We start from the raw sequence: 22,556 nt of genomic DNA, 5'->3' as shown, positions 1-22,556 counted from the left end.
TCTCTCCCTCGGGGGGCGGGGTCGTGTCGGACACCCTGCGCGCGGCCTTCCCGGCGGCGCGCCAGGCGTCGGCGGAAGCCTCGGAACGCGCGCAGAGAGCGCTCTCAGGATTGGCCGCGCCGAAGGGCCTGTCAATGGTCCGTACCGGCCGTCCCGGAGTCGAGCCGCCGTCCGCACGGCCGCTCCGCGACCGGAACCGGCCCCCGGAGGCGGTCCTCACGGGGCGTACGGTGCGGACCACTCCAGGGCCGTGGCGTACGCGGTGGTGCCCGCCGCCCCCGGCGCGTCCGCCCCCCGGGCCGCGGCGAGAGCCACCTCCACCGCCCGGTCGACGGCGGCCCGGAACAGCAGCGAGCCGGTGCTGATGCGGGCCACACCCAGCTCCGCGAGCCGCTCCGGCACCGTCCGGCCCGGGAGGTGGAGGACGGTGAGCGGACGGGGGAACTCCACGGCGACGGACCTGATCGCCCCTTCCTCCACCAGCCCCGGCACGAACAGGCCGTCCGCCCCGGCCGCCACGTACGCGGCCAGCCGCCGCCCGGTCTGCTCCCGGTGGCCGGGCAGCCAGTGGGTGTCGGTGCGGGCGTTGACGAAGAGGTGGGGGGCCGCGTCCTTCACCGCGCGGATCAGCTCCCCCTGGGCGGCCGGATCAGCGAGCGTACCGTCCGGCCGCCTGTCCTCGATGTTGATCCCGGCCACCCCGGCGGCGTCGAGCCGAGCGGCGAGACGGGCGACCTCCTGCGGACCGCCGCCGGAACCGGCCTCGACGTCCACCGTGACCGGCACCGGCAGCCGGGCCAGCGAACGCGCCGGCCGGAGGGTCTCCTCCCGTGCCGCGCCGGCGTCGGGCAGGCCCGCGGCGCAGGCGACCCCGAGGCTGGTCGTGCCGAGCGCGGGGAACCCCGCCGCGACGAGTGCGGCGGCCGAGGCGCAGTCCCAGGCGTTCGGCAGGACGAAGGGCTCGCCGGGGCGGTGCAGGGCGCGGAACCGCTCGCGGAGGTCCGCGGGGCGCGCCGCGCCCTCCGGGCGGGAGGCGCCCGGCGCAGTGGAGGGGATCGTCATGGGCCGAGGGTGGGGCGCCGGTCCTTCGGCGCTCACCGAAGCGTGCCGGCCTCGATGCCGAGCAGGCCGCCCAGGGCCCGTCCACCCTCGGCCGTGACCCCGACGGCGCGCTCGGTGCCGATCCGCACGCACCACCGGGCCTCCAGCGCCCGGCGGCACAGGGCCGCCCCGGCGGCGCCCGCCAGGTGCAGCCTGCGCTCCGTCCAGTCCACGCACCCGCGCGCCACGGGCCGCCTGCCGCCGCCGTCCAGGGGCATGCCCTGGTCCGCGAACCAGCGCAGGCCGGCGTCGGTGAGCGTGAGCCCCGGATGCTGCCGCAGCAGTCCGCGGGCCGCCATCGCCTCCGCGATCGCGACGCCCAGGCGTCCCGCGAGGTGGTCGTAGCAGGTGCGCCCCCGGGCCATCGCGCTGCTCGCGCTCGCCGAGCGCAGCGTGCGCGGCGGGTCCGGCACCTGTGCGACGTGCGCCGCGAGGTCCTCCACGAGGCGGGCCGCCCGGGGGCCGGCCAAGCGGACGTACCGGTGCCGGCCCTGCCGTTCCTGGGCGAGCAGCCCGCCCTCGACGAGCCGGTTCAGGTGCTCGCCGGCGGTCGAACCGGCCACGCCCGCACACCGCGCGAGCTCACCGGCCGTCCACGCGCGCCCGTCGAGCAGGGCCAGGCAGATCCGGGCGCGGGTCTCGTCGGCGAGCAGGGCGGCCAGGGCGGCCAGGGCGGCGAGGCGCGGTGCGACGCGGTCGGTGGCGGGCATGGCACCAGGACGCCCCGCCGGTCCTCCGGCGGCGGCCGAACCGTCGCCGAAGGGGAGCAGCCGGGCGGAGCGGGTGGGACCGGGGTTCAGGAGCCGGACGCCTCGCGCGCGGCGCGGCGGGCGCGGCGGGCGGCCAGGCGCTCGTCGAACTTGCGGGCCTCGCCCTCCAGGCCCTCCAGGTACATCCCCAGCTCGTCCTGGGCGCGCAGCCCCTCGGGGCCCAGGCCGTCGATCTCCAGCACCCGCAGGAAGCGCAGCACCGGCTGGAGCACGTCGTCGTGGTGGATGCGCAGGTTGTAGATCCCGCCGAGCGCCATCTGCGCGGCGGCCCGCTCGAAACCGGGCATGCCGTGGCCGGGCATCCGGAAGTTCACCACCACGTCGCGCACGGCCTGCATCGTCTGGTCCGGGGCGAGGTCGAAGGCCGCCCGCAGGAGGTTGCGGTAGAAGACCATGTGCAGGTTCTCGTCGGTGGCGATGCGGGCCAGCATCCGGTCGCAGACCGGATCGCCGGACTGGTGCCCGGTGTTGCGGTGGGAGATGCGGGTGGCCAGCTCCTGGAAGGCGACGTAGGCGACCGAGTGGAGCATCGAGTGCCGGTTGTCGGACTCGAAGCCCTCCGACATGTGGGCCATGCGGAACTCCTCCAGCTTCACCGGGTCCACGGCGCGGGAGGTCAGCAGGTAGTCGCGCATCACGATGCCGTGGCGCCCCTCCTCGGCGGTCCAGCGGTGGACCCAGGTGCCCCAGGCGCCGTCACGGCCGAAGAGGGTGGCGATCTCGTGGTGGTAGCTGGGGAGGTTGTCCTCGGTCAGCAGGTTCACCACCAGGGCGATGCGGCCGATGTCGGTGACCTTGGACTGCTCGGGGGCCCAGGGCTCGCCGTCCAGCGGGCCGTCGAAGTTGCGGCCGTCGCTCCAGGGGACGTACTCGTGCGGCATCCAGTCCTTGGCGACCTTCAGATGACGGTCGAGTTCCTTCGCCACCACCTCCTCCAGGGCGTAGAGCAGACGGGCGTCCGTCCACTGCTCCGAGCCGGAGATGCGAGGGGGGGTGAAGGTCATGGAGGCTCCAGGGGGAGGAGGAATGGGAAGGCTTCGCCTACGGAACCGTAGGTTACGAAACCGTAGGTTACGGGTGCGGTGCGGGGCAAGGCCGGTCGGGTGACGAGTGTCAACGGTGCGTGTGCGGCGGGCGGCGCGGAGCGGCCGCAGCCCGCGGAACGGCGGCCGGAACCGGCTCGGGGCAGGAGCGCGCGCGGCGGCGCGGAGGAGGGCGCGGGCGCCGACCCGGCCCGGCGTCACCGCGCGGGCCGGGCCGGCCGGCGCGGCGGCGGACCCCGTCCGGGTCCGCCGCCGCGGGAGCCCCCGAGGGGAGGGCTTCAGAGCAGGCCCGCGCGGCGCAGGGCCTCGGCCATCTCGCTGTTGGCCGGGGCGGAGTCGCGGCGCTGCCCGCCGCCCTCCCGGCCGCCGCCGTCCCGCCGGCCCCCGCCGCCGCGCCGGTCGCCGGTGCGCTGGCGCGGCGCTCCGCCGCGCTGCCCGCGCGCGGGACGGCCCTCGCGCCCCCCGCCCGCTGCCGGAGCGGCCTCGTCGTCCAGCCGCAGCGTCAGCGAGATCCGCTTGCGCGGCACGTCCACGTCCAGCACCTTGACCCTCACGATGTCACCGGACTTGACCACCTCGCGCGGGTCCTTCACGAACGCCTTGGACATCGCCGAGACGTGGATCAGGCCGTCCTGGTGGACGCCGATGTCGACGAAGGCGCCGAACGCGGCGACGTTGGTGACCACGCCCTCCAGCACCATCCCCGGCTCCAGGTCCCCGATCCTCTCCACGCCCTCCTTGAAGACGGCCGTGCGGAAGGCCGGACGCGGGTCGCGCCCGGGCTTCTCCAGCTCCCTGAGGATGTCGGTGACCGTGGGCAGGCCGAAGGTGTCGTCCACGAACTCCTGCGGGCGCAGCGAACGCAGCACCCGGGTGTTGCCGATGAGCGCCGCCACCTCCTCGCCCGTCGCCTTCACCATCCGGCGCACCACCGGGTACGCCTCGGGGTGCACGGCGGAGGCGTCCAGCGGATCGTCGCCGCCGCGGATGCGCAGGAAGCCCGCGCACTGCTCGTACGCCTTGGGGCCGAGCCGGGGGACGTCCCGCAGGGCCCTGCGGCTGCGGAAGGGGCCGTTGGCGTCGCGGTGGGCGACGATGTTCTCGGCCAGGCCCGGTCCGATGCCCGACACCCGCGACAGCAGCGGCACCGAGGCGGTGTTGACGTCCACGCCGACACCGTTCACGCAGTCCTCGACGACCGCGTCCAGCGAGCGCGACAACTTCACCTCGGAGACGTCGTGCTGGTACTGCCCGACGCCGATCGACTTGGGGTCGATCTTGACCAGTTCGGCCAGCGGGTCCTGCAGGCGGCGGGCGATGGAGACCGCTCCGCGCAGCGAGACGTCCAGGTCCGGCAGCTCCCGGGAGGCGAAGGCGGAGGCGGAGTACACCGAGGCCCCCGCCTCGGAGACCACCACCTTGGTCAGCTTCAGCTCCGGGTGCGCCGCGCACAGTTCGGCCGCGAGCCGGTCCGTCTCGCGCGAGGCGGTGCCGTTGCCGATGGCGATCAGCTCCACGCGGTGCTCCCGCGCCAGCCGCGCCAGGGTCGCCAGCGACTCCTTCCAGCGGTTCTGCGGGACGTGCGGGTGGATCGTGTCGGTGGCGGCGACCTTGCCGGTGGCGTCGACCACGGCGACCTTCACGCCCGTGCGGTAGCCCGGGTCCAGGCCCATCGTGGCGCGGGTGCCGGCCGGCGCGGCCAGCAGCAGGTCGCGCAGGTTGGCGGCGAACACCGCCACCGCGTCGTCCTCGGCGGCGGTGCGCAGCCGCAGCCGCAGGTCGATGCCCAGGTGGACCAGGAGGCGGGTGCGCCAGGCCCAGCGCACGGTGTCGGCCAGCCACCGGTCGGCGGGACGGCCCCGGTCCTCGATGCCGAACCGGCGGGCGATGGCGCGCTCGTACACCGACGGACCGGCCGGAGCGTCCCCGGCGTCCTGCGGCTCCGGGTCCAAGGTGAGGTCGAGGACCTCCTCCTTCTCGCCGCGGAGCATCGCCAGCACCCGGTGCGAGGGCAGTTCGGTGAAGGGCTCGGAGAAGTCGAAGTAGTCGGCGAACTTGGCGCCCTGCTCCTCCTTGCCCTCCCGCACCCTGGCCACGAACCGGCCGCGCCGCCACATCGTCTCGCGCAGTTCGCCGATGAGGTCGGCGTCCTCGCCGAAGCGCTCGGTGAGGATCGCGCGGGCGCCCTCGAGCGCGGCGGAGGCGTCCGCGACGCCCCGGTCCGGGTCGACGAACGGCGCCGCGGCGGCGGACGGTTCCGCGGACGGGTCGGTCAGCAGGCCGTCGGCCAGCGGCTCCAGCCCCGCCTCGCGGGCGATCTGCGCCTTGGTGCGCCGCTTGGGCTTGTACGGCAGGTAGATGTCCTCCAGGCGCGCCTTGGAGTCGGCGGCCGCGATGCGCGCCTCCAGTTCGGCGTCGAGCCTGCCCTGGGCGCGCACGGACTCGAGGATCGCCGTCCGCCGCTCCTCCAGCTCCCGCAGGTAGCGCAGCCGCTCCTCCAGGGTGCGCAGCTGGGCGTCGTCCAGGCCGCCGGTGGCCTCCTTGCGGTAGCGCGCGACGAACGGCACGGTCGAGCCGCCGTCGAGCAGTTCGACGGCGGCTCTGACCTGCCGTTCCCGTACGCCGAGTTCCTCGGCGATCCTGCCCTCGACGGAGACCGCGCCGGCCTTGCCGGCCGACGCCGTTCCCTCGACGGGCACCTCTCCGATGGACTGTGTCACGATCCGTTCCGCCTTCTCGGTGCTGGGTCTCCCCCGATAGCCCGCATTCTGGCAGGCCGCACCGGTGGCGGGGCGGTCAGACGCGGCGGCCGGCGTGCGACGCGCCGCCGAAGAGGCGGGCGAGAAGGCGGAAGGGCAGCGTCACCACGGTCGCGATGGCGCCGCCGACGGTACGGAGTGCGTCTGCTATGGCTCGGAACATGTGGTATCGGATGACCGCTGACGTTCCGGGCAAACCTCCTGCGGCCGGACCGAGTTCACACAGCGGCCCGGATCGGCCGGCGGGTCAGCCCTTCCCGAAGGCGTCCGCGGGGAAGGCGCCCGCGCCCAGGGCCGCGGTGGTGTAGCCCCGGCACAGCTCGGTCAGCCGTTCGGTGCCCGCCGCGCCCAGGTGCTCGTACGGGGCGGAGTCGAGCCGGTCGGTCTCCTCCTCCAATTCCTCGCGCAGGGCGGCGCCGGCGCCGGTCAGCTCGCCGCCGCCGTCCAGCAGGCCGCGCCCGCGCAGCCGCTCCTGGGCCTCCTCCCAGTCCCGGCGGCCCCAGCCGCGGGTGGACAGCACCCAGGCGGGGCTCATCCCGCGGCCGCCGGCGGTGTGGCTGACCAGCGCCTCCAGGGGGTCCAGCCCGGCGTGCAGCAGGACGGCCACGTGGGCGTCGCCGCGGTGCTCGCGCAGCATCGAGGCCGCGTGCCACAGGGCCAGGTGCGGTGCGTCGGGCACCGGCAGGTCGGCCAGGGAGGCGTACAGCGGGCGCCCCGGCCGGGTGCACGCCTCGGCGGCGCGCAGGGCCAGTTCCGCGGCCTCGGCCATCTCCGCGGACCCCACCGCCTCCTCGCCCAGCAGCCGCCGCAGCATGGAGTCGGCGGCGCGCAGCCGCGCCTCCAGCACCGCCTCGGGCGGGGCCGACTCCCACACGCCCGGCAGGTGGCGGGCGACGAGGTCGGGACTGAAGTTGTAGAAGGCGGCGGTGACGGCCCCCGGGCCGACCCGGCCCAGGGGCGCGGCGCGTCCCGCGAAGTAGACCGCGGCCGGGTCCTCGATGCCGTACGGGGCCAGTTCCCGGGCCAGGTCGGGGGTGAAGTAGATGGCCGAGTGGAGCGGGTTGACGACGTTGTGGCAGCGTCGTCCGGCGCGTGCGGGAAGGGACGTCATATCCGCACGCTACCGGCCGGTAAGGGGCCAGGTGAAGGCCGGGGCGCGTCGCTCCAGGAAGGCGGCGACCCCCTCGGCGGCCTCGCCGCTCTCCCGCGCCTGCCGGTCCCAGTGGGCGATCCGCTCCGGGTCGGCCGGGCCGCGGGCGGAGCCGTCCGCGAACTCCTTGGCGGCGGCCTGGGTGAGCTGCGAGCGCGAGGCCAGCAGGCGGGCGAACTCCGCCACCCGGCCGCCGAGGCCGTCGCCCGGGTGCACCTCGTCGACCAGGCCGGTGCGCAGGGCTCGTTCGGCGCCGATCAACTCGCCGGAGAACAGCAGGTACTTGGCGGTGGCCGGGCCGGTGAGGGAGACCAGCCGCCGGGTGGCGGAGGCCGGGTAGACGATGCCGAGCTTCGCGGGAGTGACGCCGAAGAGGGCGTCCCCGGCGGCGAAGCGGAGGTCGCAGGCGACGGCGAGCTGGCACCCGCCGCCCACGCAGTGGCCGCGCACGGCCGCCAGGGTGGGCCGGGGGAAGGCCGCGAGCGCCTCCTCGGCCGCCACCGCCAGCCCCCGCGACTCCTGCTCGCCGCCGCGCAGGGCGGAGATGTCCGCGCCCGCGCAGAAGGTGCCGCCCCCACCGGTGAGGACGAGGACCCGTACGGCCGGGTCGGCGGCCAGGTCCTCCAGCAGCTCGGGCACCCGGCGCCACATCGCGGGCGTCATGGCGTTGCGCTTGGCCGGGTTGCGGATGGTGAGGGTGGCCACGCCGTCCTCGACGGCGGCGAGCACGGCCGGCCCGGTGTCCTGGGGCATGGGCTCCTGGGGCATGGGCCGGATCGTAACGGGCCCTCCGCGCGGTGCGGCCGGCCGGTGGCGGCCGCACGCGCGGGGAGCAGCAGAATCGATCGTGCAAGCTCGGTCACGGGTGCGAATGGCGCGAAAGGCTTCTGTCAATTGCCATCGATAAGTGCCGACTTGCAGTCACCCCCTGGGAGAGCCCGCCCCGCGGGCCAACACTCGACGGAAGAACCGGTCCGGGACCGGGTCGGGCGGAACGGCCGGCGAGAGCCGAGGACGGGGTGCGGCAGATGGAGATCCGCGGGGGCGCCTCCCCGGAACAGGCGGGACGGGTGGCGGCGCCGGGCCGGCAGGCCGCGCGGTCCAGGCCCTACGAGGGCACCTGGCGGTTCACCGCCCCGGTGCACGAGGCCTCCGTGCCCCGGGTGCGCCACGCCGTGCGCGACCTCCTGCTGCACCGGCACGTCCCCGTCTCCGGGGAGGTCCTCCAGGCACTGATGCTGATCCTGTCGGAGCTGGTCACCAACTCCGTGCGGCACGCGGCCCTGCTGACGGCCGAGATCGGCGTCGAGGTGTCCGTCGGCGCGGACTGGGTGCGCGTCGGCGTCGAGGACGGCCACCCCTACCGTCCCGCCACGCCGGCCTTCGACCCCTCGCAGGAGCACCTCGGGGGACGCGGGCTGCTCCTGGTCGGGGCGACCGTCGCCGAGGCGGGCGGGATCTGCGAGGTCGAGCGGACCGCGTCCGGCGGGAAGGTGGTGCGGGCCGTGCTGCCCCTGCTGCCGCCCGCGCCCCCGGCCGCCCCCGGGCTGTCGCTGCGGGCGGGCTGAGGCCGGGCACCGGGCGGAAGGCCGCCGCCGCGGCCCGCGCTCACCAGCCCGAGGAGGCCCCGGCCACCTCGCGGATGCCGCCGCGGGCGGCGTCCAGCACCGTCATGAACCAGGCCGAGAACGGCTCCGCCTCGTGCCGCTTGAGCAACTCCTCGGGCGTCACGAAAGCCGTCTCGGCGATCTCCGCCGGGTCCGGGCGCGGGGCGTCCCGCACCAGACCCGCGAAGAGGTGGTTGTACTCCTGCTCCACCAGGCCGGAGGCCGGATCCGGGTGGTTGTAGCGCACCGTGCCCGCCTCGCGCATCAGCCAGGGCGCCACGCCCAGCTCCTCGCCCACCCGGCGCGCGGCGGCCGCGAAGGGCGGTTCGCCGGGGTAGGGATGGCCGCAGCAGGTGTTGGACCACACACCGGGGGAGTGGTACTTCCCCAGCGCCCTGCGCTGGAGCAGCAGCCGGCCGGTGTCGTCGAACAGGAAGACGGAGAAGGCCCGGTGCAGCCGTCCGGGGGCCCGGTGGGCGGACAGCTTCTCCGCGGTCCCGATCGTCGTGCCGTCCTCGTCGACCAGTTCGAGCATGATCGGGTCCGTCGTGCCGTTCGTCATGTCCGCCCTTCACCAGGATGCGCCGGAACGGTGTCTCCCCGGCGTTCCGGCCTTGCGCACCAGTGTGCCGCACGCCGCGCGGCGCCGCTCACCGGCACCGCGCGGGTCAGTGGCACAGCCGGCCCTCGCGCGCCGCGTGCCCGTGCGGCTCCAGCTGGAAGGTGCAGTGCTCGACGTCGAAGTGCCGGCCCAGGCACCGGTGGAGGTCGTGCAGGATGCGGTCGTGGCCGGCCGGCTCCAGCGCCTCGCGGTCCACCACCACGTGCGCGGAGAGCACCGGCATGCCGGAGGTGATCGTCCACACGTGCAGGTCGTGCAGGTCCTCCACACCGGGGACGCCCAGGATGTGCGCCCGCACCTCGGCCAGGTCCACGTTCCGGGGAGCGGCCTCCAGCAGGACCTCGAGCGCCTCCCGCGCCAGTTTCACCGTGCGGGGCACGATCAGCACCGCGATCAGCAGCGAGGCGATCGGGTCGGCCTGCTTCCACCCGGTGACGAGGATCACCAGCGCCGCCACGATCACCGCCAGGGAGCCCAGGGCGTCCGCCGCCACCTCCAGGAAGGCGCCGCGCACGTTCAGGCTCTCGCGCTGGCCGCGCATCAGCAGCGCCATGGACAGTCCGTTGAGGGCCAGGCCCACCACGCCGAAGGCCACGGTCAGGCCGCCCGGCACCTCGGCCGGGTGCCGCAGTCGGTCGACGGCCTCCACCAGGATGTAGCCGCCCACGCCGAGCAGCAGCAGGCAGTTCAGCAGCGCGGCGAGTATCTCGGCCCGCGCCAGGCCGAAGGTGCGCCGCCCGCTGCCGGGCCGGTTGGCGATGTGGATGGCCAGCAGCGCCATCCCCACCCCGATCGCGTCGGTGGCCACGTGCCCGGCGTCCGCCAGCAGCGCCAGCGAGCCGGTCAGCGCCGCGCCCACGGCCTGGGAGACCAGCAGGACGACCGCGATGGCCAGCGCGGCGCGCAGCCGCCCCCGGTACGCGGCTCCGGCCGTTCCGGACCCGGCGGGACGCGGCCCGCCGTGGTTGTGCCCTGCGCCCATCGGTGATGCCTCCAGCGTCGCGGTCGGCCGTGCGGACGCCCCCAGTGAACTACGGGAGGGGGGTATCGGGCAACGCGGCACTGAACACCGTTGTCATCCTCGTGACCTGCGGTTTTTTCAGGCCTCGGGTCGGTTCTGCCCGGTCGCCGCGCCACCGGCCGCACCACCGCGGGAGCGGCGCGCCAGCCACCCCTCCCAGGCCGACGCCACCATCTGAGGTACCCCGTACCGGGGGGCCCAGCCCAGTTCCCGGCCGATCCGCTCGGCGGAGGCGACGACTCGGGCCGGGTCGCCCGGCCGGCGCGGCACCACCACCGGCGCCGGCTCGCGGATGCCGGTGATCCCGACCACCAGGTCGGCCAGCTCCCGCACCGACACGCCCTCGCCGGTGCCCACGTTCACGGTCAGGTCCGTGCCGGCCGGCCGCGCGGCCAGGTGGCGGGCGGCGGCCAGGTGGGCCTCGGCCAGGTCGGCGACGTGGATGTAGTCGCGCACGCAGGTGCCGTCGGGTGTGGGGTAGTCGTCGCCGAAGATCCGCGGCGCCTCGCCGCGCGTGAGGGCGTCGAAGAACATCGGGATGACGTTGAACACCCCGACGTCGGCCAGCTCCGGCCGCTCCGCCCCCGCCACGTTGAAGTAGCGCAGGCACGCCGTGGAGATCCCGTGCGCCCTCCCGGCGGCGCGCACCAGCCACTCGCCCGCCAGCTTCGTCTCGCCGTACGGGCTCAGCGGCGCGCACGGGGTGTCCTCCGCCACCAGCTCCACCTCCGGCGTGCCGTAGACGGCGGCGGACGAGGAGAACAAAAAGCGCCCGATCCCGGCCGCGGCCACCGCCTCCAGCAGCACCGTCAGCCCGTACACGTTCTCCCGGTAGTACGTCAGCGGGTGCTCGACGGACTCGCCGACCTGCTTCCTCGCCGCCAGGTGCACCACACCGGTGACGCCGTGGCCGGCGATGGTGCGGTCCAGCAGCCCGCGGTCCGAGACGCCGCCGCGGACCAGCGGGACGCCCGGCGGCAGCCGCTCGGGCAGGCCGCTGGAGAGGTCGTCGAGGACGACGACCCCCTCCCCGGCCCCGTCCAGGGCCCGCACCACGTGCGCCCCGATGTATCCGGCTCCTCCGGTGACCAGCCATGTCATGGGGGCAGCCTAACCACCCGCCGTCCCGCGCCCGCGCCGCTCGGCGGCCCGGCCGCGGGACGGGCGGGACGGGCAGGACGGGCGGGGGCGGTCCTTGTGCGGGCCCGGCGGATCGAGGATGCTGGGCAGCGGTCCGCGGCGGTTTGCGGTGGTCCGTGATGGCCGGACGGCCCCGCCCCGGTGAATGAGGGGTGAACTGCCTCTTCCCCTGATCCGATAACCTCTGGCCACGTGCCGCCCGCCCCGAACGGGTGATGGCGCACGGTGACCGCTGCCCGGACGCCGCCCCGAGGTCCGCGCCGCGGACAGCCCGGCCTTCCAAGGAGTGAGTTCGTTCTTGTCGACCGCCATTCTCACCGGTCCGCCGGCCGCGGGGTCCTCCCTGGAGGGCGATCTGCGGACGCTGGGGTTCGACGTGCGGGTGGTGGACGACGCCGCCGGAGCGCAGGAGGCGCTGGCCGCCGTCCCGGCGGGTGAGCGCGTCGCCCTCGTCGACCCCCGTTTCGTCGGGCACCTGCACAGCCTGCGGCTGGCCCTGACCGACCCCCGCTTCCCCGCGGCCGCGGTGCCGGGCGCCGTCATCGCCCGGCCCGAGGCCCGCGCCGCCCTGGTGCGGGCCGTGGCGGCCGCCGCGCGGGAGAGCGTGCCGCCGGTCGCCGCCGGGCGGGCCGGGGCCGCCGCCGGGGAAGAGGCGCCCCCGGTGCCGGCGGGGCTGCCCGACCGGGTGGCCGCCGCCCTGGAGGAGGACGCGGGCGCCCCCGCCGTCCACCGCCCCGAGCTGGGCGTGCTCGTCGCCGCCGTGCCCGGCGGCGAGGCGGCCCGCGAGGAGGCCCGGCGGGCCGTGGCGGCCGTGGACGAGGAGTCCGTGCGGCTGCGCTCGGCGGTGAAGTCCCGCGACGGCTTCTTCACCACCTTCTTCATCAGCCCTTACTCCCGCTACCTCGCCCGCTGGTGCGCCCGGCGCGGCCTCACCCCCAACCAGGTCACCACCGCCTCGCTGCTCACCGCGCTGGTCGCGGCCGCCTGCGCCGCCACCGGCACCCGCGGCGGCTTCGTCGCCGCCGGCGTGCTGCTGATCGCCTCGTTCGTGCTGGACTGCGCCGACGGGCAGCTCGCCCGCTACGCGCTGAAGTACTCCACGCTCGGCGCCTGGCTGGACGCCACCTTCGACCGGGCCAAGGAGTACGCCTACTACGCGGGCCTGGCCCTCGGCGCGGCCCGGGGCGGCGACGACGTGTGGGCGCTCGCACTGGCCGCGATGGTCCTCCAGACTTGCCGGCACGTGGTGGACTTCTCCTTCACCGAGGCCAACCACGACGCCACCGGCAACACCAGCCCCACCGCCGCCCTCTCCGGACGGCTCGACAGCGTCGGCTGGACGGTCTGGGTGCGCCGCATGATCGTGCTGCCGATCGGCGAGCGCTGGGCGCTGATCGCCGTCCTCACCGCCCTCACCACCCCCCGCACCACCTTCACCGTGCTGCTGGCCGGCTGCGCGTTCGCCGCCTGCTACACCACCGCCGGGCGGGTGCTGCGCTCGCTCACCCGGAAGGCCGCCCGCACCGACCGGGCCGCCCGCGCCCTGGCCGACCTGGCCGACTCCGGCCCCCTCGCCGCGGGCGCGGCCGCGCTCCTGCGCGGTGCACGGCTGCCGGCGTTCGCCGCCCCCGCCCTGGCCCTGCTCGGCTCGGCGGGCCTGGTGGCCTGCGCGCTGTGGACGCCCCGGGGCGGCCCGTGGCCCCTCGCGGCCGCGCTCGGCTACGCCCTCCTGGCCGGGGCCGCCGTCGCCCGGCCGCTGACGGGGGCGCTGGACTGGCTGGTGCCGCCCCTCTTCCGCGCGGCGGAGTACACGGCGGTGCTGGTGCTGGCCGCCCGCTCCGGTGCCGAGGGCGCGCTGCCCGCCGCATTCGGGCTGGTGGCGGCCGTCGCCTACCATCACTACGACACGGTGTACCGCATCCGCGGTGGCACCGGCGCCCCTCCGCACCGGCTGGTGCGGGCGATCGGCGGGCACGAGGGACGCGTCGCGGTGGTCACGGCCGCCGCCGCCCTGTGGGCCGCGGGGCAGGGCTTCACGATCGCGCTCACGGTCCTGGCCGGGGCCCTGGCGCTCACGGTCGTCACCGAGAGCGTCCGCTTCTGGGTGTCCTCGCAAGCACCCGCCGTACACGACGAAACAGGAGAACCCGCATGATCGGCCTCGTGCTGGCGGCCGGCGCCGGACGGCGTCTGCGCCCCTACACCGACACCCTCCCCAAGGCACTGGTGCCGGTGGACCCGGCCGGCGAGGGCACGACCACCGTGCTCGACCTGACCCTCGGCAACTTCCGCGAGGTCGGCCTCACCGACGTCGCCGTGGTCGTCGGGTACCGCAAGGAGGCCGTGTACGAGCGCAAGGCCGCCCTGGAGAAGAAGTACGGCGTCACGCTCCACCTGGTGGAGAACGACAAGGCCGAGGAGTGGAACAACGCCTACTCCCTGTGGTGCGCCCGCGAGGCCGTCGCCGAGGGCGTCATCCTGGCCAACGGCGACACCGTCCACCCCGTCTCCGTCGAGCAGACCCTCCTGGACGCCCGCGGCGACGGGCGGCGGGTCATCCTCGCCCTCGACACGGTCAAGAAGCTGGCCGAGGAGGAGATGAAGGTCGTCACCGAGCCCGGCAGGGGCGTGCGCCGCATCACCAAGCTGATGGACCCCGCCGACGCCACCGGCGAGTACATCGGCGTGACCCTCATCGAGGGCGAGGCCGCCGCCGACCTGGCCGACGCCCTGAAGGCCACCTACGAGCGCGACCCGCAGCTGTACTACGAGGACGGCTACCAGGAGATGGTGGACCGCGGCCTCACCGTCGACGTCGCCCCGATCGGCGAGGTCGCGTGGGTCGAGATCGACAACCACGACGACCTGGCCAAGGCGCGGGGGATCGCGTGCCAGTACTGACCCGGCTCATCCCCTCGCCGGTCGTCGTCGACATCAGGCCCGGCGCGCTGGACGACCTGGCGGCCCTCCTGGTCGACCAGCGCATCTCGGCCTCGGGCAAGCTCGCCATCGCCATCAGCGGCGGCTCGGGCGCGGCCCTGCGCGAGCGCTTCGCGCCCGCGCTGCCGGGCGCCGACTGGTACGAGGTCGGCGGCGGCACCCTGGACGACGCGATCAAACTGGCCGACGCCATGAAGGCGGGCCACTACGACGCGGTCGTCGGCATGGGCGGCGGAAAGATCATCGACTGCGCCAAGTTCGCCGCGGCGCGCATCGGCCTGCCGCTGGTCGCCGTCGCCACCAACCTCAGCCACGACGGGCTGTGCTCCCCGGTCGCCACGCTCGACAACGACGCCGGCCGCGGCTCGTACGGCGTGCCGAACCCGATCGCGATCGTCATCGACCTCGACGTCATCCGCGAGGCCCCGATCCGCTTCGTCCGCTCGGGCGTCGGCGACGTGATCTCCAACATCTCCGCCGTCGCCGACTGGGAGCTCTCCCACCGGGAGACCGGCGAGGCGATCGACGGCCTGGCCGCCGCCATGGCCCGCCAGGCGGGCGAGGCGGTGCTGCGCCACCCGGGCGGCTGCGGCGACGACGAGTTCCTCACCGTGCTGGCCGAGGGGCTGGTGCTGACCGGCATCTCCATGTCGGTGGCCGGCGACAGCCGCCCGGCCTCGGGCGCCTGCCACGAGATCAACCACGCCTTCGACCTCCTCTACCCCAAGCGCGCCGCCGCCCACGGCGAGCAGTGCGGACTCGGCGCCGCCTTCGCGATGCACCTGCGCGGAGCCGAGGAGCAGACGGCGCTGATCGTCGACGTGCTGCGGCGGCACGGCCTGCCCGTGCTGCCCGGCGAGATCGGCTTCAGCGACGAGGAGTTCGTGCGGGCAGTGGAGTACGCGCCCCAGACCCGGCCCGGGCGCTACACGATCATCGAGCACCTGGACCTGTCCACCGACCAGATCAGGGACGCGTACGCCGACTATGTCAAAGCCATCAGTAGCTGAACTCCGCCCGGTCGTGCACCCCGCCGGGGTGAAGGACCGGCGCAGCGGCGAGCACTGGGCCGGGCGCCTGTACATGCGGGAGATCTCCCTGCGCTGGACCCGGCACCTGGTCGGCACCCGGATCACGCCCAACCAGCTCACCTACCTGATGGTCGTCGCCGGCGTCGCCGCCGGCGCGGTGCTGCTGGTGCCGGGCCCGGCCGGGGCGGTCCTCGCGGCCCTCCTCATCCAGTTCTACCTGCTGCTGGACTGCGTGGACGGCGAGGTCGCCCGCTGGCGCAAGCAGACCTCCATCACCGGCGTCTACCTCGACCGGGTGGGCCACTACCTGGCCGAGGCCGCCCTCCTGGTCGGCTTCGGCGTGCGGGCGGCGGACGTCTTCCGCGTCGAGGGCGCCTCCGCGAACTGGCTGTGGGCCTTCCTGGGCACGGTGGCCGCCCTGGGCGCGATCCTGATCAAGGCCGAGACGGACCTGGTGGACGTGGCCCGCTCCCGCAGCGGCCTGCCGGCCGTCCGGGACGAGGCGGCGGTGCCCCGGTCCTCCGGGCTGGCGCTGGCCCGCCGGGCCGCGGCGGCGCTGAAGTTCCACCGGCTGGTCGGCGGGGTCGAGGCGTCCCTGGTCATCCTGGCGGTGGCCGTGGCGGACGCGGTGCGCGGCGACCTGTTCTTCACCCGCCTGGGCGTCGCGGTCCTGGCGGCCATCGCCGTCCTGCAGACGCTGCTGCACCTGGTGTCCATCCTGGCCTCGAGCCGGCTGAAGTGAGGGGCGGTGAGTGAGATGGCGCGGACGGACGGGACGCACGGCGGGCCCGGAACGGACGGGCACGCCGTGCGGGGCGCCCCGGGCGGCCCCCGCACGTCCCCGACCCTGGGCGCCGTCATCCTGACCATGGGCAACCGCCCCGAGGAGCTGCGCGCCCTGCTGGACTCGGTCGCCAAGCAGGACGGCGATCCGATCCGGGTCGTGGTCGTCGGCAACGGCGCCCCGCTGCCGGAGCTGCCGGACCTGCCGGGCGGAGTGCGGGCGGTGGAGCTGCCGGAGAACCTCGGCATCCCCGGGGGCCGCAACGTCGGCATCGAGGCGTTCGGGCCGGGCGGGAGCGAGGTGGACGTCCTGCTCTTCCTCGACGACGACGGGCTGCTGCCCGACACCGGCACCGCCGAGCTGGTCAGGAAGGCCTTCGCGGCCGACCCGGAGCTGGGCATCGTCAGCTTCCGCATCGCCGACCCGGACACCGGCGCCACCCAGCGCCGCCACGTGCCCCGGCTGCGGGCGTCGGACCCGATGCGCTCCTCGCGGGTGACGACCTTCCTCGGCGGCGCCAACGCGGTGCGCACCAAGGTCTTCCAAGAGGTCGGCGGGCTGCCGGACGAGTTCTTCTACGCCCACGAGGAGACCGACCTGGCCTGGCGGGCCCTGGACGCCGGCTGGATGATCGACTACCGCGCCGACATGGTGCTCCACCACCCCACCACCCTCCCCAGCCGCCACGCGGTCTACCACCGGATGGTCGCCCGCAACCGGGTCTGGCTGGCCCGCCGCAACCTCCCCGCCCCGCTGATCCCGCTCTACCTGGGCGTCTGGCTGCTGCTGACCCTCGCCCGGCGTCCCTCGCGTCCGGCGCTGCGCGCCTGGCTGGGGGGCTTCAGGGAGGGCTGGACCACCCCGTGCGGTCCGCGCCGTCCGATGAAGTGGCGTACGGTGTGGCGTCTGACCCGACTCGGTCGGCCGCCCGTCATCTGAATCTGACAAGCTCTGCCTTGAGGGCGTCGGGTCCGGTGACGGGGCCGGGCCCGCTGCACTCATCCGAACCCGGCTGTGCACTGTGAGGACGAAAGTTTCAACGTGAGCGAGACAACGCACGGCGGTGCGATCGCGACGAGCGAGTCCCCGCGTTCACCCGACGACGGCCTGTCCCCGGCCGAGCTGGCCGCCAAGTACGGCCTGACGGTGAGCGGGGCGCGGCCCTCCCTGGTGGGGTACGTCCGGCAGCTGTGGGAGCGCCGGCACTTCATCCTCGCCTTCTCGCGGGCCAAGCTGCACGCCCAGTACAGCCAGGCCAAACTCGGCCAGCTGTGGCAGGTCCTGACCCCCCTGCTGAACGCGGCCGTCTACTACTTCATCTTCGGCCTGCTGCTCCAGGGGCGCGGCGGGATGCAGAACGACGAGTACGTGCCCTTCCTGGTGACGGGCGTGTTCGTCTTCACCTTCACCCAGACCTCGGTGATGTCCGGGGTGCGCTCCATCTCCGGCAACCTGGGGCTGGTGCGGGCCCTGCACTTCCCCCGGGCCTCGCTGCCCGTCTCCTTCTGCCTCCAGCAGCTCCAGCAGCTGCTGTACTCGATGGTCGTGCTGATCGTCGTCCTGCTGGCCTTCGGCCACTACCCGGGCCCGCTGTGGCTGCTGGTGGTCCCCGCCCTGGCCCTGCAGTTCCTCTTCAACACCGGCCTGGCGATGGTCATGGCCCGGCTGGGCAGCAGCACCCCCGACCTGGCGCAGCTGATGCCGTTCGTGCTGCGCACCTGGATGTACGCCTCCGGCGTGATGTTCCCGCTGGCGTACATGCTGGAGAAGGCGCACGCCCCGGACTGGCTGGCCGTCGTGCTGGAGGCCAACCCGGCGGCGGTCTACATGGAGCTGATGCGCTACGCGCTGATCGACGGCCCCCACCACCAGAGCCTGGGCGGTCACGTGTGGGTGCTGGGCGCGGCCTGGGCGCTGGTGATCGGGATCGGCGGGTTCGTGTACTTCTGGAAGGCGGAGGAGCGTTATGGCCGTGGCTGAGAAGAGCCCCGAGAAGAGCGCCGCCGCCGGGCAGGGCGGCGCCGCCGCCGAGGAACGCCGCCCGACCGTCATCGCCGAGGACCTGCACGTCGTCTACCGGGTCAACGGCGGGGCCCGCGGCAGGGGCAGCGCCACCGCGGCGCTCAGCCGCATCCTGCGCCGCAGGCCCCCGGCGGGCATGCGCGAGGTGCACGCGGTCAAGGGCGTGAGCTTCGTCGCCTACCGGGGCGAGGCGATCGGCCTGATCGGCTCCAACGGCTCGGGCAAGTCCACCCTGCTCAAGGCCATCGCGGGCCTGCTGCCGGCCGAGCGCGGCAAGGTCTACACCGACGGCCAGCCCTCGCTGCTGGGCGTCAACGCGGCCCTGATGAACGACCTGACCGGCGAGCGCAACGTCATACTGGGCGGGCTGGCGATGGGCATGACCAAGGCCCAGATCGAGGAGCGCTACCAGGACATCGTCGACTTCTCCGGCATCAACGAGAAGGGCGACTTCATCAGCCTGCCGATGCGGACGTACTCCTCGGGCATGGCGGCCCGGCTGCGGTTCTCCATCGCCGCGGCCAAGGACCACGACGTGCTGATGATCGACGAGGCGCTGGCCACCGGCGACAAGAAGTTCCAGAAGCGCTCGGAGGCCCGCATCCGCGAGCTGCGCAAGGAGGCCGGGACGGTCTTCCTGGTCAGCCACAACAACAAGTCCATCCGGGACACCTGCGACCGGGTGCTGTGGCTGGAGCGCGGCGAGCTGAGGATGGACGGCCCCACCGAGACCGTGATGAAGGCCTACGAGGAGTTCGCCGGCAAGTAGGGGAGCGGCGCCACGCCGTGCGCGCGGCCCCCGCCGCCCGGAGGACGGGCGGCGGGGGCCGCGCCGTGCCCGTGCGGGCGCGGCGGTGCCGCCCGGGCGCTCCCGGGGTGCCCGAGTGACGGGGTGGACTGGCGTACGACGTAAGCTGAGCCGGTGCAGACGGCGGTCGTCCGGCGCGCCGGGAGGCCCCCCGGCCGGACGATCAGCGGATCATCTTCCGGGTGAGCCCGAAATAGGATGGTTCGCGCCGCCGGTACTCCGGTGACGCCCCGGGACGAGGGCACCGCCGCGCCGTGGACGCCCGGTGCCGCGGGCCGTCCGGATCCCCGGCTGCCGCGGGCGCGTCCGGCGGCACGAGCGCCGGGGCGCCGCGGGAGCCGCGGACGCCACCGGTCGAGAGGGACGGACTGTCGGTTGGAGAGACGCAGAGATGACGGCGATGGACGCGGGCGGTCCCCGGTGACCCCGCCGCCGGACGCGGGGGCGCGGGCCGTCCTCGACAAGGCCGCCCGTGAGAACTTCCCCGTGGCGCCCCGCTTCCTGCCCCGCGCCTGGCGCGACGACCTCATGGCCGTGTACGGCTGCGTCCGCCTCCTGGACGACATCGGCGACGGCGACCTCGCCCCCGGCGGGCGGGACGCCGAGCTGCTCGGCGCCGCCTGCGCGGCCCCCGGCGACCGCACCGCCCTGCTCGACGCCTTCGAGGCCGACCTCCACCGCGCCTTCCGCGCCGCCGGCGGCGGCGCGGGGGCGGGGGAGTCCCGCCCCCGCCACCCCCTGCTGCGCGCCCTGGTGCCGACCGTGCGCCGCCACGCGCTGGCCCCCGACCCGTTCCTCGCCCTGGTCGAGGCCAACCGGCGGGACCAGGAGGTGCACCGGTACGGCACCTGGGAGGAGCTGCTGGGCTACTGCGAGCTGTCCGCCAACCCCGTCGGCCGCCTCGTCCTGGCCGTCACCGGCACCACCTCCCCCGAACGCGTCCGCCGCTCGGACGCCGTCTGCACCGCCCTGCAGATCATCGAACACCTCCAGGACGTCGCCGAGGACCTGGCGCTGCGCGACCGCGTCTACCTCCCCGCCGAGGACCTGGAGCGCTTCCGCGTCACCGAGGCGGACCTCGCCGCCCCCGCGGCGAACGCCTCGGTGCGCGCGCTGGTCGCCTGGGAGGCCGGGCGCGCACACGACCTGCTGAACGAAGGAGTCCCGCTGGTGGCGAGCGTCCCCGGGATACTGAAGGTCCTCCTCGCCGGGTTCGTCGGCGGCGGACGGGCGGCCCTGCGCGCCGTCCGCTCCGCCCGGTACGACGTCCTGGCCCCGGCCCCGCGCCCCAGCCGCACCGGCGTGCTGCGCGAGACGGCCGCGGTCCTGGGGAGGGCGAGGTGATCCGCGCGGCGCGCCCGGCGGCGCGGCCGGCACCCCTGACCCCGCAGACCTTCGCCGCCTACCGCTACTGCGAGGCCGTCACCGCGGGGCAGGCCCGCAACTTCGCCTACGGCATCCGGCTGCTGCCGGCCGACCGCCGCCGCGCGATGTCCGCCCTCTACGCCTTCTCCCGGCGCGTCGACGACATCGGCGACGGCACGCTGGAGCCGGCCGCCAAACGGGCCCGGCTGGAGGAGACCCGCGACCTGCTCGACCTCGTCCGCGCGGGCAAGGTCCCCGACGACGCCACCGACCCGGTCGCCGTCGCCCTCTCCGACGCCGCGCGCCGCTTCCCCATCCCCCTCGACGGGCTCGACGAGCTGATCGACGGCGTCCTGATGGACGTCCGCGGCCGCACCTACGAGACCTGGGAGGAGCTGAAGGAGTACTGCCGCTGCGTCGCGGGCGCCATCGGCCGCCTCTCCCTCGGCGTCTTCGGCACCGTGCCGGACGCGCCCGGCGCCGACCGGGCCCCGCACTACGCCGACACCCTGGGCCTGGCCCTCCAGCTGACCAACATCCTGCGCGACGTGCGCGAGGACGCCTCCGGCGGCCGGGTGTACCTCCCCCGTGAGGAGCTGGCCGCGTTCGGCTGCACCGGCGGCCTCGACCGCGGCGTGCCCGAGCCGGGCGCCGACTTCGCCGGCCTGGTCCGCTTCGAGGTGCGGCGCGCCCGCGAGCTGTTCGCCGAGGGGCTCAAGCTGCTGCCGCTGCTCGACCGCCGCTCGGCGGCCTGCACGGCGGCCATGGCGGGGATCTACCACCGGCTGCTGTCCCGCATCGCCCGGGATCCGGCCGCGGTGCTGCGCGGCCGGGTCTCGCTGCCGGCCCGGGAGAAGGCGTACGTCGCCCTGCGCGGCCTGACCGGGCTCGACACCCACCGGGCCGCCCGGCCCGCCGCCGGCCGGGGGGAGGCGCGGTGAGCGCCCGGGAGGAGGCTCTCGCCGGGGAGGAGGCCCGCTCCCGCGCCGTCGTCGTCGGCGGCGGGCTGGCGGGCATCACCGCGGCGCTGCGGCTGGCCGACGCCGGGATCGCCACCACCCTGGTGGAGACCAGGCCCAGGCTCGGCGGACTGGCCTTCTCCTTCCGCCGCGCCGGCGGGGCGGGGGAGCTGACCGCCGACAACGGCCACCACGTCCACCTGCGCTGCTGCACCGCCTACCGGTGGTTCCTGGAGCGCATCGGCGCGCACGACCTCGCCCCGCTCCAGCGCCGCCTGGACATCCCCGTCTACGACGCCGCCCGCCGCAGGCTGGGCAGGCTGCGGCGGGCGGCCCTGCCCGTCCCCCTGCACCTGGCGGCCTCCCTGGCGCGCTACCCGCACCTGTCCCCGGCCGAGCGGGTCGGGGTCGGCCGCGCCGCGCTCGCCCTCCGGCGCCTGGGCCGGGTCGACCCGGCCGATCCCGGGCTGGACGGGCAGGACTTCGCGGGCTGGCTGCGCCGCCACGGGCAGTCGCCGCGCGCGGTGCGGGCGCTGTGGGACCTCGTCGGTGTCGCCACCCTCAACGCCCGCGCCCCCGACGTCTCGCTCGGACTGGCCGCGATGGTCCTCACCACCGGTCTGCTCGGCTCCCCCGGCGCCGCCGACATCGGCTGGTCCCGCGTCCCGCTGGGCCACCTGCACGACACGCTCGCCGGCGCGGTCCTGGACAAGGCCGGGGTGCGCGTCGTGCGGCAGGGGCGCGCCAGGGCGCTGCGCCCGGAGCCGGACGGCACCTGGCGCGTCGAGGTGGAGACGGGGGCGCGCCGCTCCGCGGGCGGCGGTGAGGCGCTCACGGCCGGCACGGTCGTCCTCGCCGTCCCCCAGAAGGAGGCGCACCGGCTGCTGCCCGGGGGCGCGCTGGAGGAGCCGGACCGGCTGCTGCGCATCGGCACCGCGCCCATCCTGGGCCTCCACGTGGTCTACGACCGCAGGGTGCTGCACCGTCCCTTCCTGGCCGCGCTCGGCACTCCCGTCCAGTGGGTCTTCGACCGCACCGAGGCGTCCGGGTTGGGAGCGGCGGGGGACGGGAGCCAGTACCTGACGGTGTCCCAGTCCGCCGCGGGGGAGGAGATCGGCCTGCCGGCCGCCGTCCTGCGGGAGCGCTACCTTCCCGAACTGGCCCGCCTGATGCCCGCTGCCCGGGGCGCCGTGGTGCGCGACTTCTTCGTCACCAGGGAGCGCAGCGCGACCTTCGCGCCCGCGCCCGGTGTCGGACGCCTGCGCCCCCCGGCTCGCACCGGTGCGCCCGGGGTGTGGCTGGCCGGGGCGTGGACCGCCACCGGGTGGCCCGCGACGATGGAGGGCGCCGTGCGCAGCGGGTTGACCGCCGCCCGGGAGGCGCTGACCGCTCTCGGGCGCCCGCAGGACGACGTCTCCCCGGAGACGGCGTGAG

General features: G+C 75.3%; 21 protein-coding genes. 11 read left to right on the top strand and 10 right to left on the bottom strand.

Annotated elements, in window-relative coordinates; genetic code table 11:
• Nucleotides 1-216 precede the first annotated feature (216 nt).
• The 7 genes from ACFSJS_RS13640 to ACFSJS_RS13610 form a co-directional block, all read right to left on the bottom strand.
• Nucleotides 217-1,062, bottom strand: coding sequence for an isocitrate lyase/PEP mutase family protein (locus ACFSJS_RS13640; RefSeq protein ID WP_380899902.1), 846 nt, complete (start codon nucleotides 1,060-1,062; stop codon nucleotides 217-219).
• A 32-nt stretch (nucleotides 1,063-1,094) separates the two neighbouring features.
• On the bottom strand, nucleotides 1,095-1,811 hold the full coding sequence (locus tag ACFSJS_RS13635; protein ID WP_380899900.1) for an ArsR/SmtB family transcription factor: 717 nt from the start codon (nucleotides 1,809-1,811) through the stop codon (nucleotides 1,095-1,097).
• A gap of 86 nt (nucleotides 1,812-1,897) precedes the next feature.
• Nucleotides 1,898-2,875 (bottom strand): acyl-ACP desaturase, encoded by a 978-nt coding sequence (locus tag ACFSJS_RS13630; protein WP_380899898.1) that lies wholly within the window; start codon nucleotides 2,873-2,875, stop codon nucleotides 1,898-1,900.
• 317 nt (nucleotides 2,876-3,192) lie between these two features.
• A complete protein-coding gene (locus ACFSJS_RS13625; protein WP_380900285.1) occupies nucleotides 3,193-5,613 on the bottom strand; it encodes a Tex family protein in 2,421 nt (806 codons plus the stop codon).
• 97 nt (nucleotides 5,614-5,710) lie between these two features.
• Entirely contained in the window at nucleotides 5,711-5,836 is a 126-nt protein-coding gene (locus ACFSJS_RS13620) for an LPFR motif small protein (RefSeq protein ID WP_269846161.1), read from the bottom strand.
• A gap of 84 nt (nucleotides 5,837-5,920) precedes the next feature.
• Entirely contained in the window at nucleotides 5,921-6,784 is an 864-nt protein-coding gene (locus tag ACFSJS_RS13615) for an SCO6745 family protein (protein ID WP_380899896.1), read from the bottom strand.
• 9 nt (nucleotides 6,785-6,793) lie between these two features.
• Nucleotides 6,794-7,591: an enoyl-CoA hydratase/isomerase family protein gene (locus tag ACFSJS_RS13610; RefSeq protein ID WP_380899894.1), complete on the bottom strand. Its 798-nt coding sequence runs from the start codon at nucleotides 7,589-7,591 to the stop codon at nucleotides 6,794-6,796.
• 260 nt (nucleotides 7,592-7,851) lie between these two features.
• On the opposite strand from ACFSJS_RS13610, the gene ACFSJS_RS13605 reads away from it, so the two are divergent.
• Nucleotides 7,852-8,391: an ATP-binding protein gene (locus ACFSJS_RS13605; RefSeq protein WP_380899892.1), complete on the top strand. Its 540-nt coding sequence runs from the start codon at nucleotides 7,852-7,854 to the stop codon at nucleotides 8,389-8,391.
• Nucleotides 8,392-8,431: 40 nt separating this feature from the next.
• Here the strand turns inward: ACFSJS_RS13605 and idi are convergent, their stop codons facing one another.
• The 3 genes from idi to galE form a co-directional block, all read right to left on the bottom strand.
• Nucleotides 8,432-8,992 (bottom strand): isopentenyl-diphosphate Delta-isomerase, encoded by a 561-nt coding sequence (gene idi / locus ACFSJS_RS13600; protein WP_380899890.1) that lies wholly within the window; start codon nucleotides 8,990-8,992, stop codon nucleotides 8,432-8,434.
• 106 nt (nucleotides 8,993-9,098) lie between these two features.
• Entirely contained in the window at nucleotides 9,099-10,034 is a 936-nt protein-coding gene (locus ACFSJS_RS13595) for a cation diffusion facilitator family transporter (protein ID WP_380899888.1), read from the bottom strand.
• 117 nt (nucleotides 10,035-10,151) lie between these two features.
• On the bottom strand, nucleotides 10,152-11,174 hold the full coding sequence (galE, locus tag ACFSJS_RS13590; RefSeq protein WP_380899886.1) for a UDP-glucose 4-epimerase GalE: 1,023 nt from the start codon (nucleotides 11,172-11,174) through the stop codon (nucleotides 10,152-10,154).
• Between the two features lie 337 nt (nucleotides 11,175-11,511).
• On the opposite strand from galE, the gene ACFSJS_RS13585 reads away from it, so the two are divergent.
• The 10 genes from ACFSJS_RS13585 to hpnE all read left to right on the top strand — a co-directional run bounded on the left by ACFSJS_RS13585 (nucleotide 11,512) and on the right by hpnE (nucleotide 22,555).
• Nucleotides 11,512-13,368 carry a DUF5941 domain-containing protein gene (locus ACFSJS_RS13585; protein WP_380899884.1) on the top strand — a complete coding sequence of 619 codons (1,857 nt, stop codon included), beginning with the start codon at nucleotides 11,512-11,514 and terminating at the stop codon, nucleotides 13,366-13,368.
• Entirely contained in the window at nucleotides 13,365-14,114 is a 750-nt protein-coding gene (locus ACFSJS_RS13580) for a phosphocholine cytidylyltransferase family protein (protein ID WP_380899882.1), read from the top strand. The genes ACFSJS_RS13585 and ACFSJS_RS13580 overlap by 4 nt, the downstream gene beginning before the upstream one ends.
• A complete protein-coding gene (locus tag ACFSJS_RS13575; RefSeq protein WP_380899880.1) occupies nucleotides 14,102-15,163 on the top strand; it encodes an iron-containing alcohol dehydrogenase family protein in 1,062 nt (353 codons plus the stop codon). Before ACFSJS_RS13580 ends, ACFSJS_RS13575 begins: the two co-directional genes overlap by 13 nt.
• A complete protein-coding gene (locus ACFSJS_RS13570) occupies nucleotides 15,141-15,926 on the top strand; it encodes a CDP-alcohol phosphatidyltransferase family protein (protein WP_380899878.1) in 786 nt (261 codons plus the stop codon). Before ACFSJS_RS13575 ends, ACFSJS_RS13570 begins: the two co-directional genes overlap by 23 nt.
• Before the next feature lie 126 nt (nucleotides 15,927-16,052).
• Nucleotides 16,053-16,907, top strand: coding sequence for a glycosyltransferase family 2 protein (locus ACFSJS_RS13565; protein ID WP_380900283.1), 855 nt, complete (start codon nucleotides 16,053-16,055; stop codon nucleotides 16,905-16,907).
• Nucleotides 16,908-17,009: 102 nt separating this feature from the next.
• Entirely contained in the window at nucleotides 17,010-17,948 is a 939-nt protein-coding gene (locus ACFSJS_RS13560; RefSeq protein WP_380899876.1) for an ABC transporter permease, read from the top strand.
• Complete coding sequence (locus ACFSJS_RS13555) at nucleotides 17,935-18,759, top strand: ABC transporter ATP-binding protein (protein ID WP_380899874.1); 825 nt, start codon at nucleotides 17,935-17,937, stop codon at nucleotides 18,757-18,759. The genes ACFSJS_RS13560 and ACFSJS_RS13555 overlap by 14 nt, the downstream gene beginning before the upstream one ends.
• Before the next feature lie 459 nt (nucleotides 18,760-19,218).
• A complete protein-coding gene (gene hpnC / locus ACFSJS_RS13550) occupies nucleotides 19,219-20,142 on the top strand; it encodes a squalene synthase HpnC (RefSeq protein ID WP_380899872.1) in 924 nt (307 codons plus the stop codon).
• Nucleotides 20,139-21,104, top strand: coding sequence for a presqualene diphosphate synthase HpnD (hpnD, locus tag ACFSJS_RS13545; protein ID WP_380899870.1), 966 nt, complete (start codon nucleotides 20,139-20,141; stop codon nucleotides 21,102-21,104). Before hpnC ends, hpnD begins: the two co-directional genes overlap by 4 nt.
• Nucleotides 21,101-22,555: a hydroxysqualene dehydroxylase HpnE gene (gene hpnE, locus ACFSJS_RS13540; protein ID WP_380899868.1), complete on the top strand. Its 1,455-nt coding sequence runs from the start codon at nucleotides 21,101-21,103 to the stop codon at nucleotides 22,553-22,555. Before hpnD ends, hpnE begins: the two co-directional genes overlap by 4 nt.
• The last annotated feature ends 1 nt before the right edge of the window (nucleotide 22,556 follow it).

Source organism: Streptomyces desertarenae (genome assembly GCF_042681365.1).
Lineage (GTDB): Bacteria > Actinomycetota > Actinomycetes > Streptomycetales > Streptomycetaceae > Streptomyces > Streptomyces desertarenae.
Note: the sequence above shows the minus strand (reverse complement) of the source record. Positions and strands in the feature narration are given on the sequence as shown.

Bases quoted from the DNA above. Each gene is read 5' to 3' on its own strand.
- ACFSJS_RS13640 (WP_380899902.1), bottom strand. From the start codon at position 1,062: ATGACGATCCCCTCCACTGCGCCGGGCGCCTCCCGCCCGGAGGGCGCG.
- ACFSJS_RS13635 (WP_380899900.1), bottom strand. From the start codon at position 1,811: ATGCCCGCCACCGACCGCGTCGCACCGCGCCTCGCCGCCCTGGCCGCC.
- ACFSJS_RS13630 (WP_380899898.1), bottom strand. From the start codon at position 2,875: ATGACCTTCACCCCCCCTCGCATCTCCGGCTCGGAGCAGTGGACGGAC.
- ACFSJS_RS13620 (WP_269846161.1), bottom strand. From the start codon at position 5,836: ATGTTCCGAGCCATAGCAGACGCACTCCGTACCGTCGGCGGCGCCATC.
- ACFSJS_RS13615 (WP_380899896.1), bottom strand. From the start codon at position 6,784: ATGACGTCCCTTCCCGCACGCGCCGGACGACGCTGCCACAACGTCGTC.
- ACFSJS_RS13610 (WP_380899894.1), bottom strand. From the start codon at position 7,591: ATGCCCCAGGAGCCCATGCCCCAGGACACCGGGCCGGCCGTGCTCGCC.
- ACFSJS_RS13605 (WP_380899892.1), top strand. From the start codon at position 7,852: ATGGAGATCCGCGGGGGCGCCTCCCCGGAACAGGCGGGACGGGTGGCG.
- idi (WP_380899890.1), bottom strand. From the start codon at position 8,992: ATGACGAACGGCACGACGGACCCGATCATGCTCGAACTGGTCGACGAG.
- ACFSJS_RS13595 (WP_380899888.1), bottom strand. From the start codon at position 10,034: ATGGGCGCAGGGCACAACCACGGCGGGCCGCGTCCCGCCGGGTCCGGA.
- galE (WP_380899886.1), bottom strand. From the start codon at position 11,174: ATGACATGGCTGGTCACCGGAGGAGCCGGATACATCGGGGCGCACGTG.
- ACFSJS_RS13580 (WP_380899882.1), top strand. From the start codon at position 13,365: ATGATCGGCCTCGTGCTGGCGGCCGGCGCCGGACGGCGTCTGCGCCCC.
- ACFSJS_RS13570 (WP_380899878.1), top strand. From the start codon at position 15,141: ATGTCAAAGCCATCAGTAGCTGAACTCCGCCCGGTCGTGCACCCCGCC.
- ACFSJS_RS13565 (WP_380900283.1), top strand. From the start codon at position 16,053: ATGGGCAACCGCCCCGAGGAGCTGCGCGCCCTGCTGGACTCGGTCGCC.
- ACFSJS_RS13555 (WP_380899874.1), top strand. From the start codon at position 17,935: ATGGCCGTGGCTGAGAAGAGCCCCGAGAAGAGCGCCGCCGCCGGGCAG.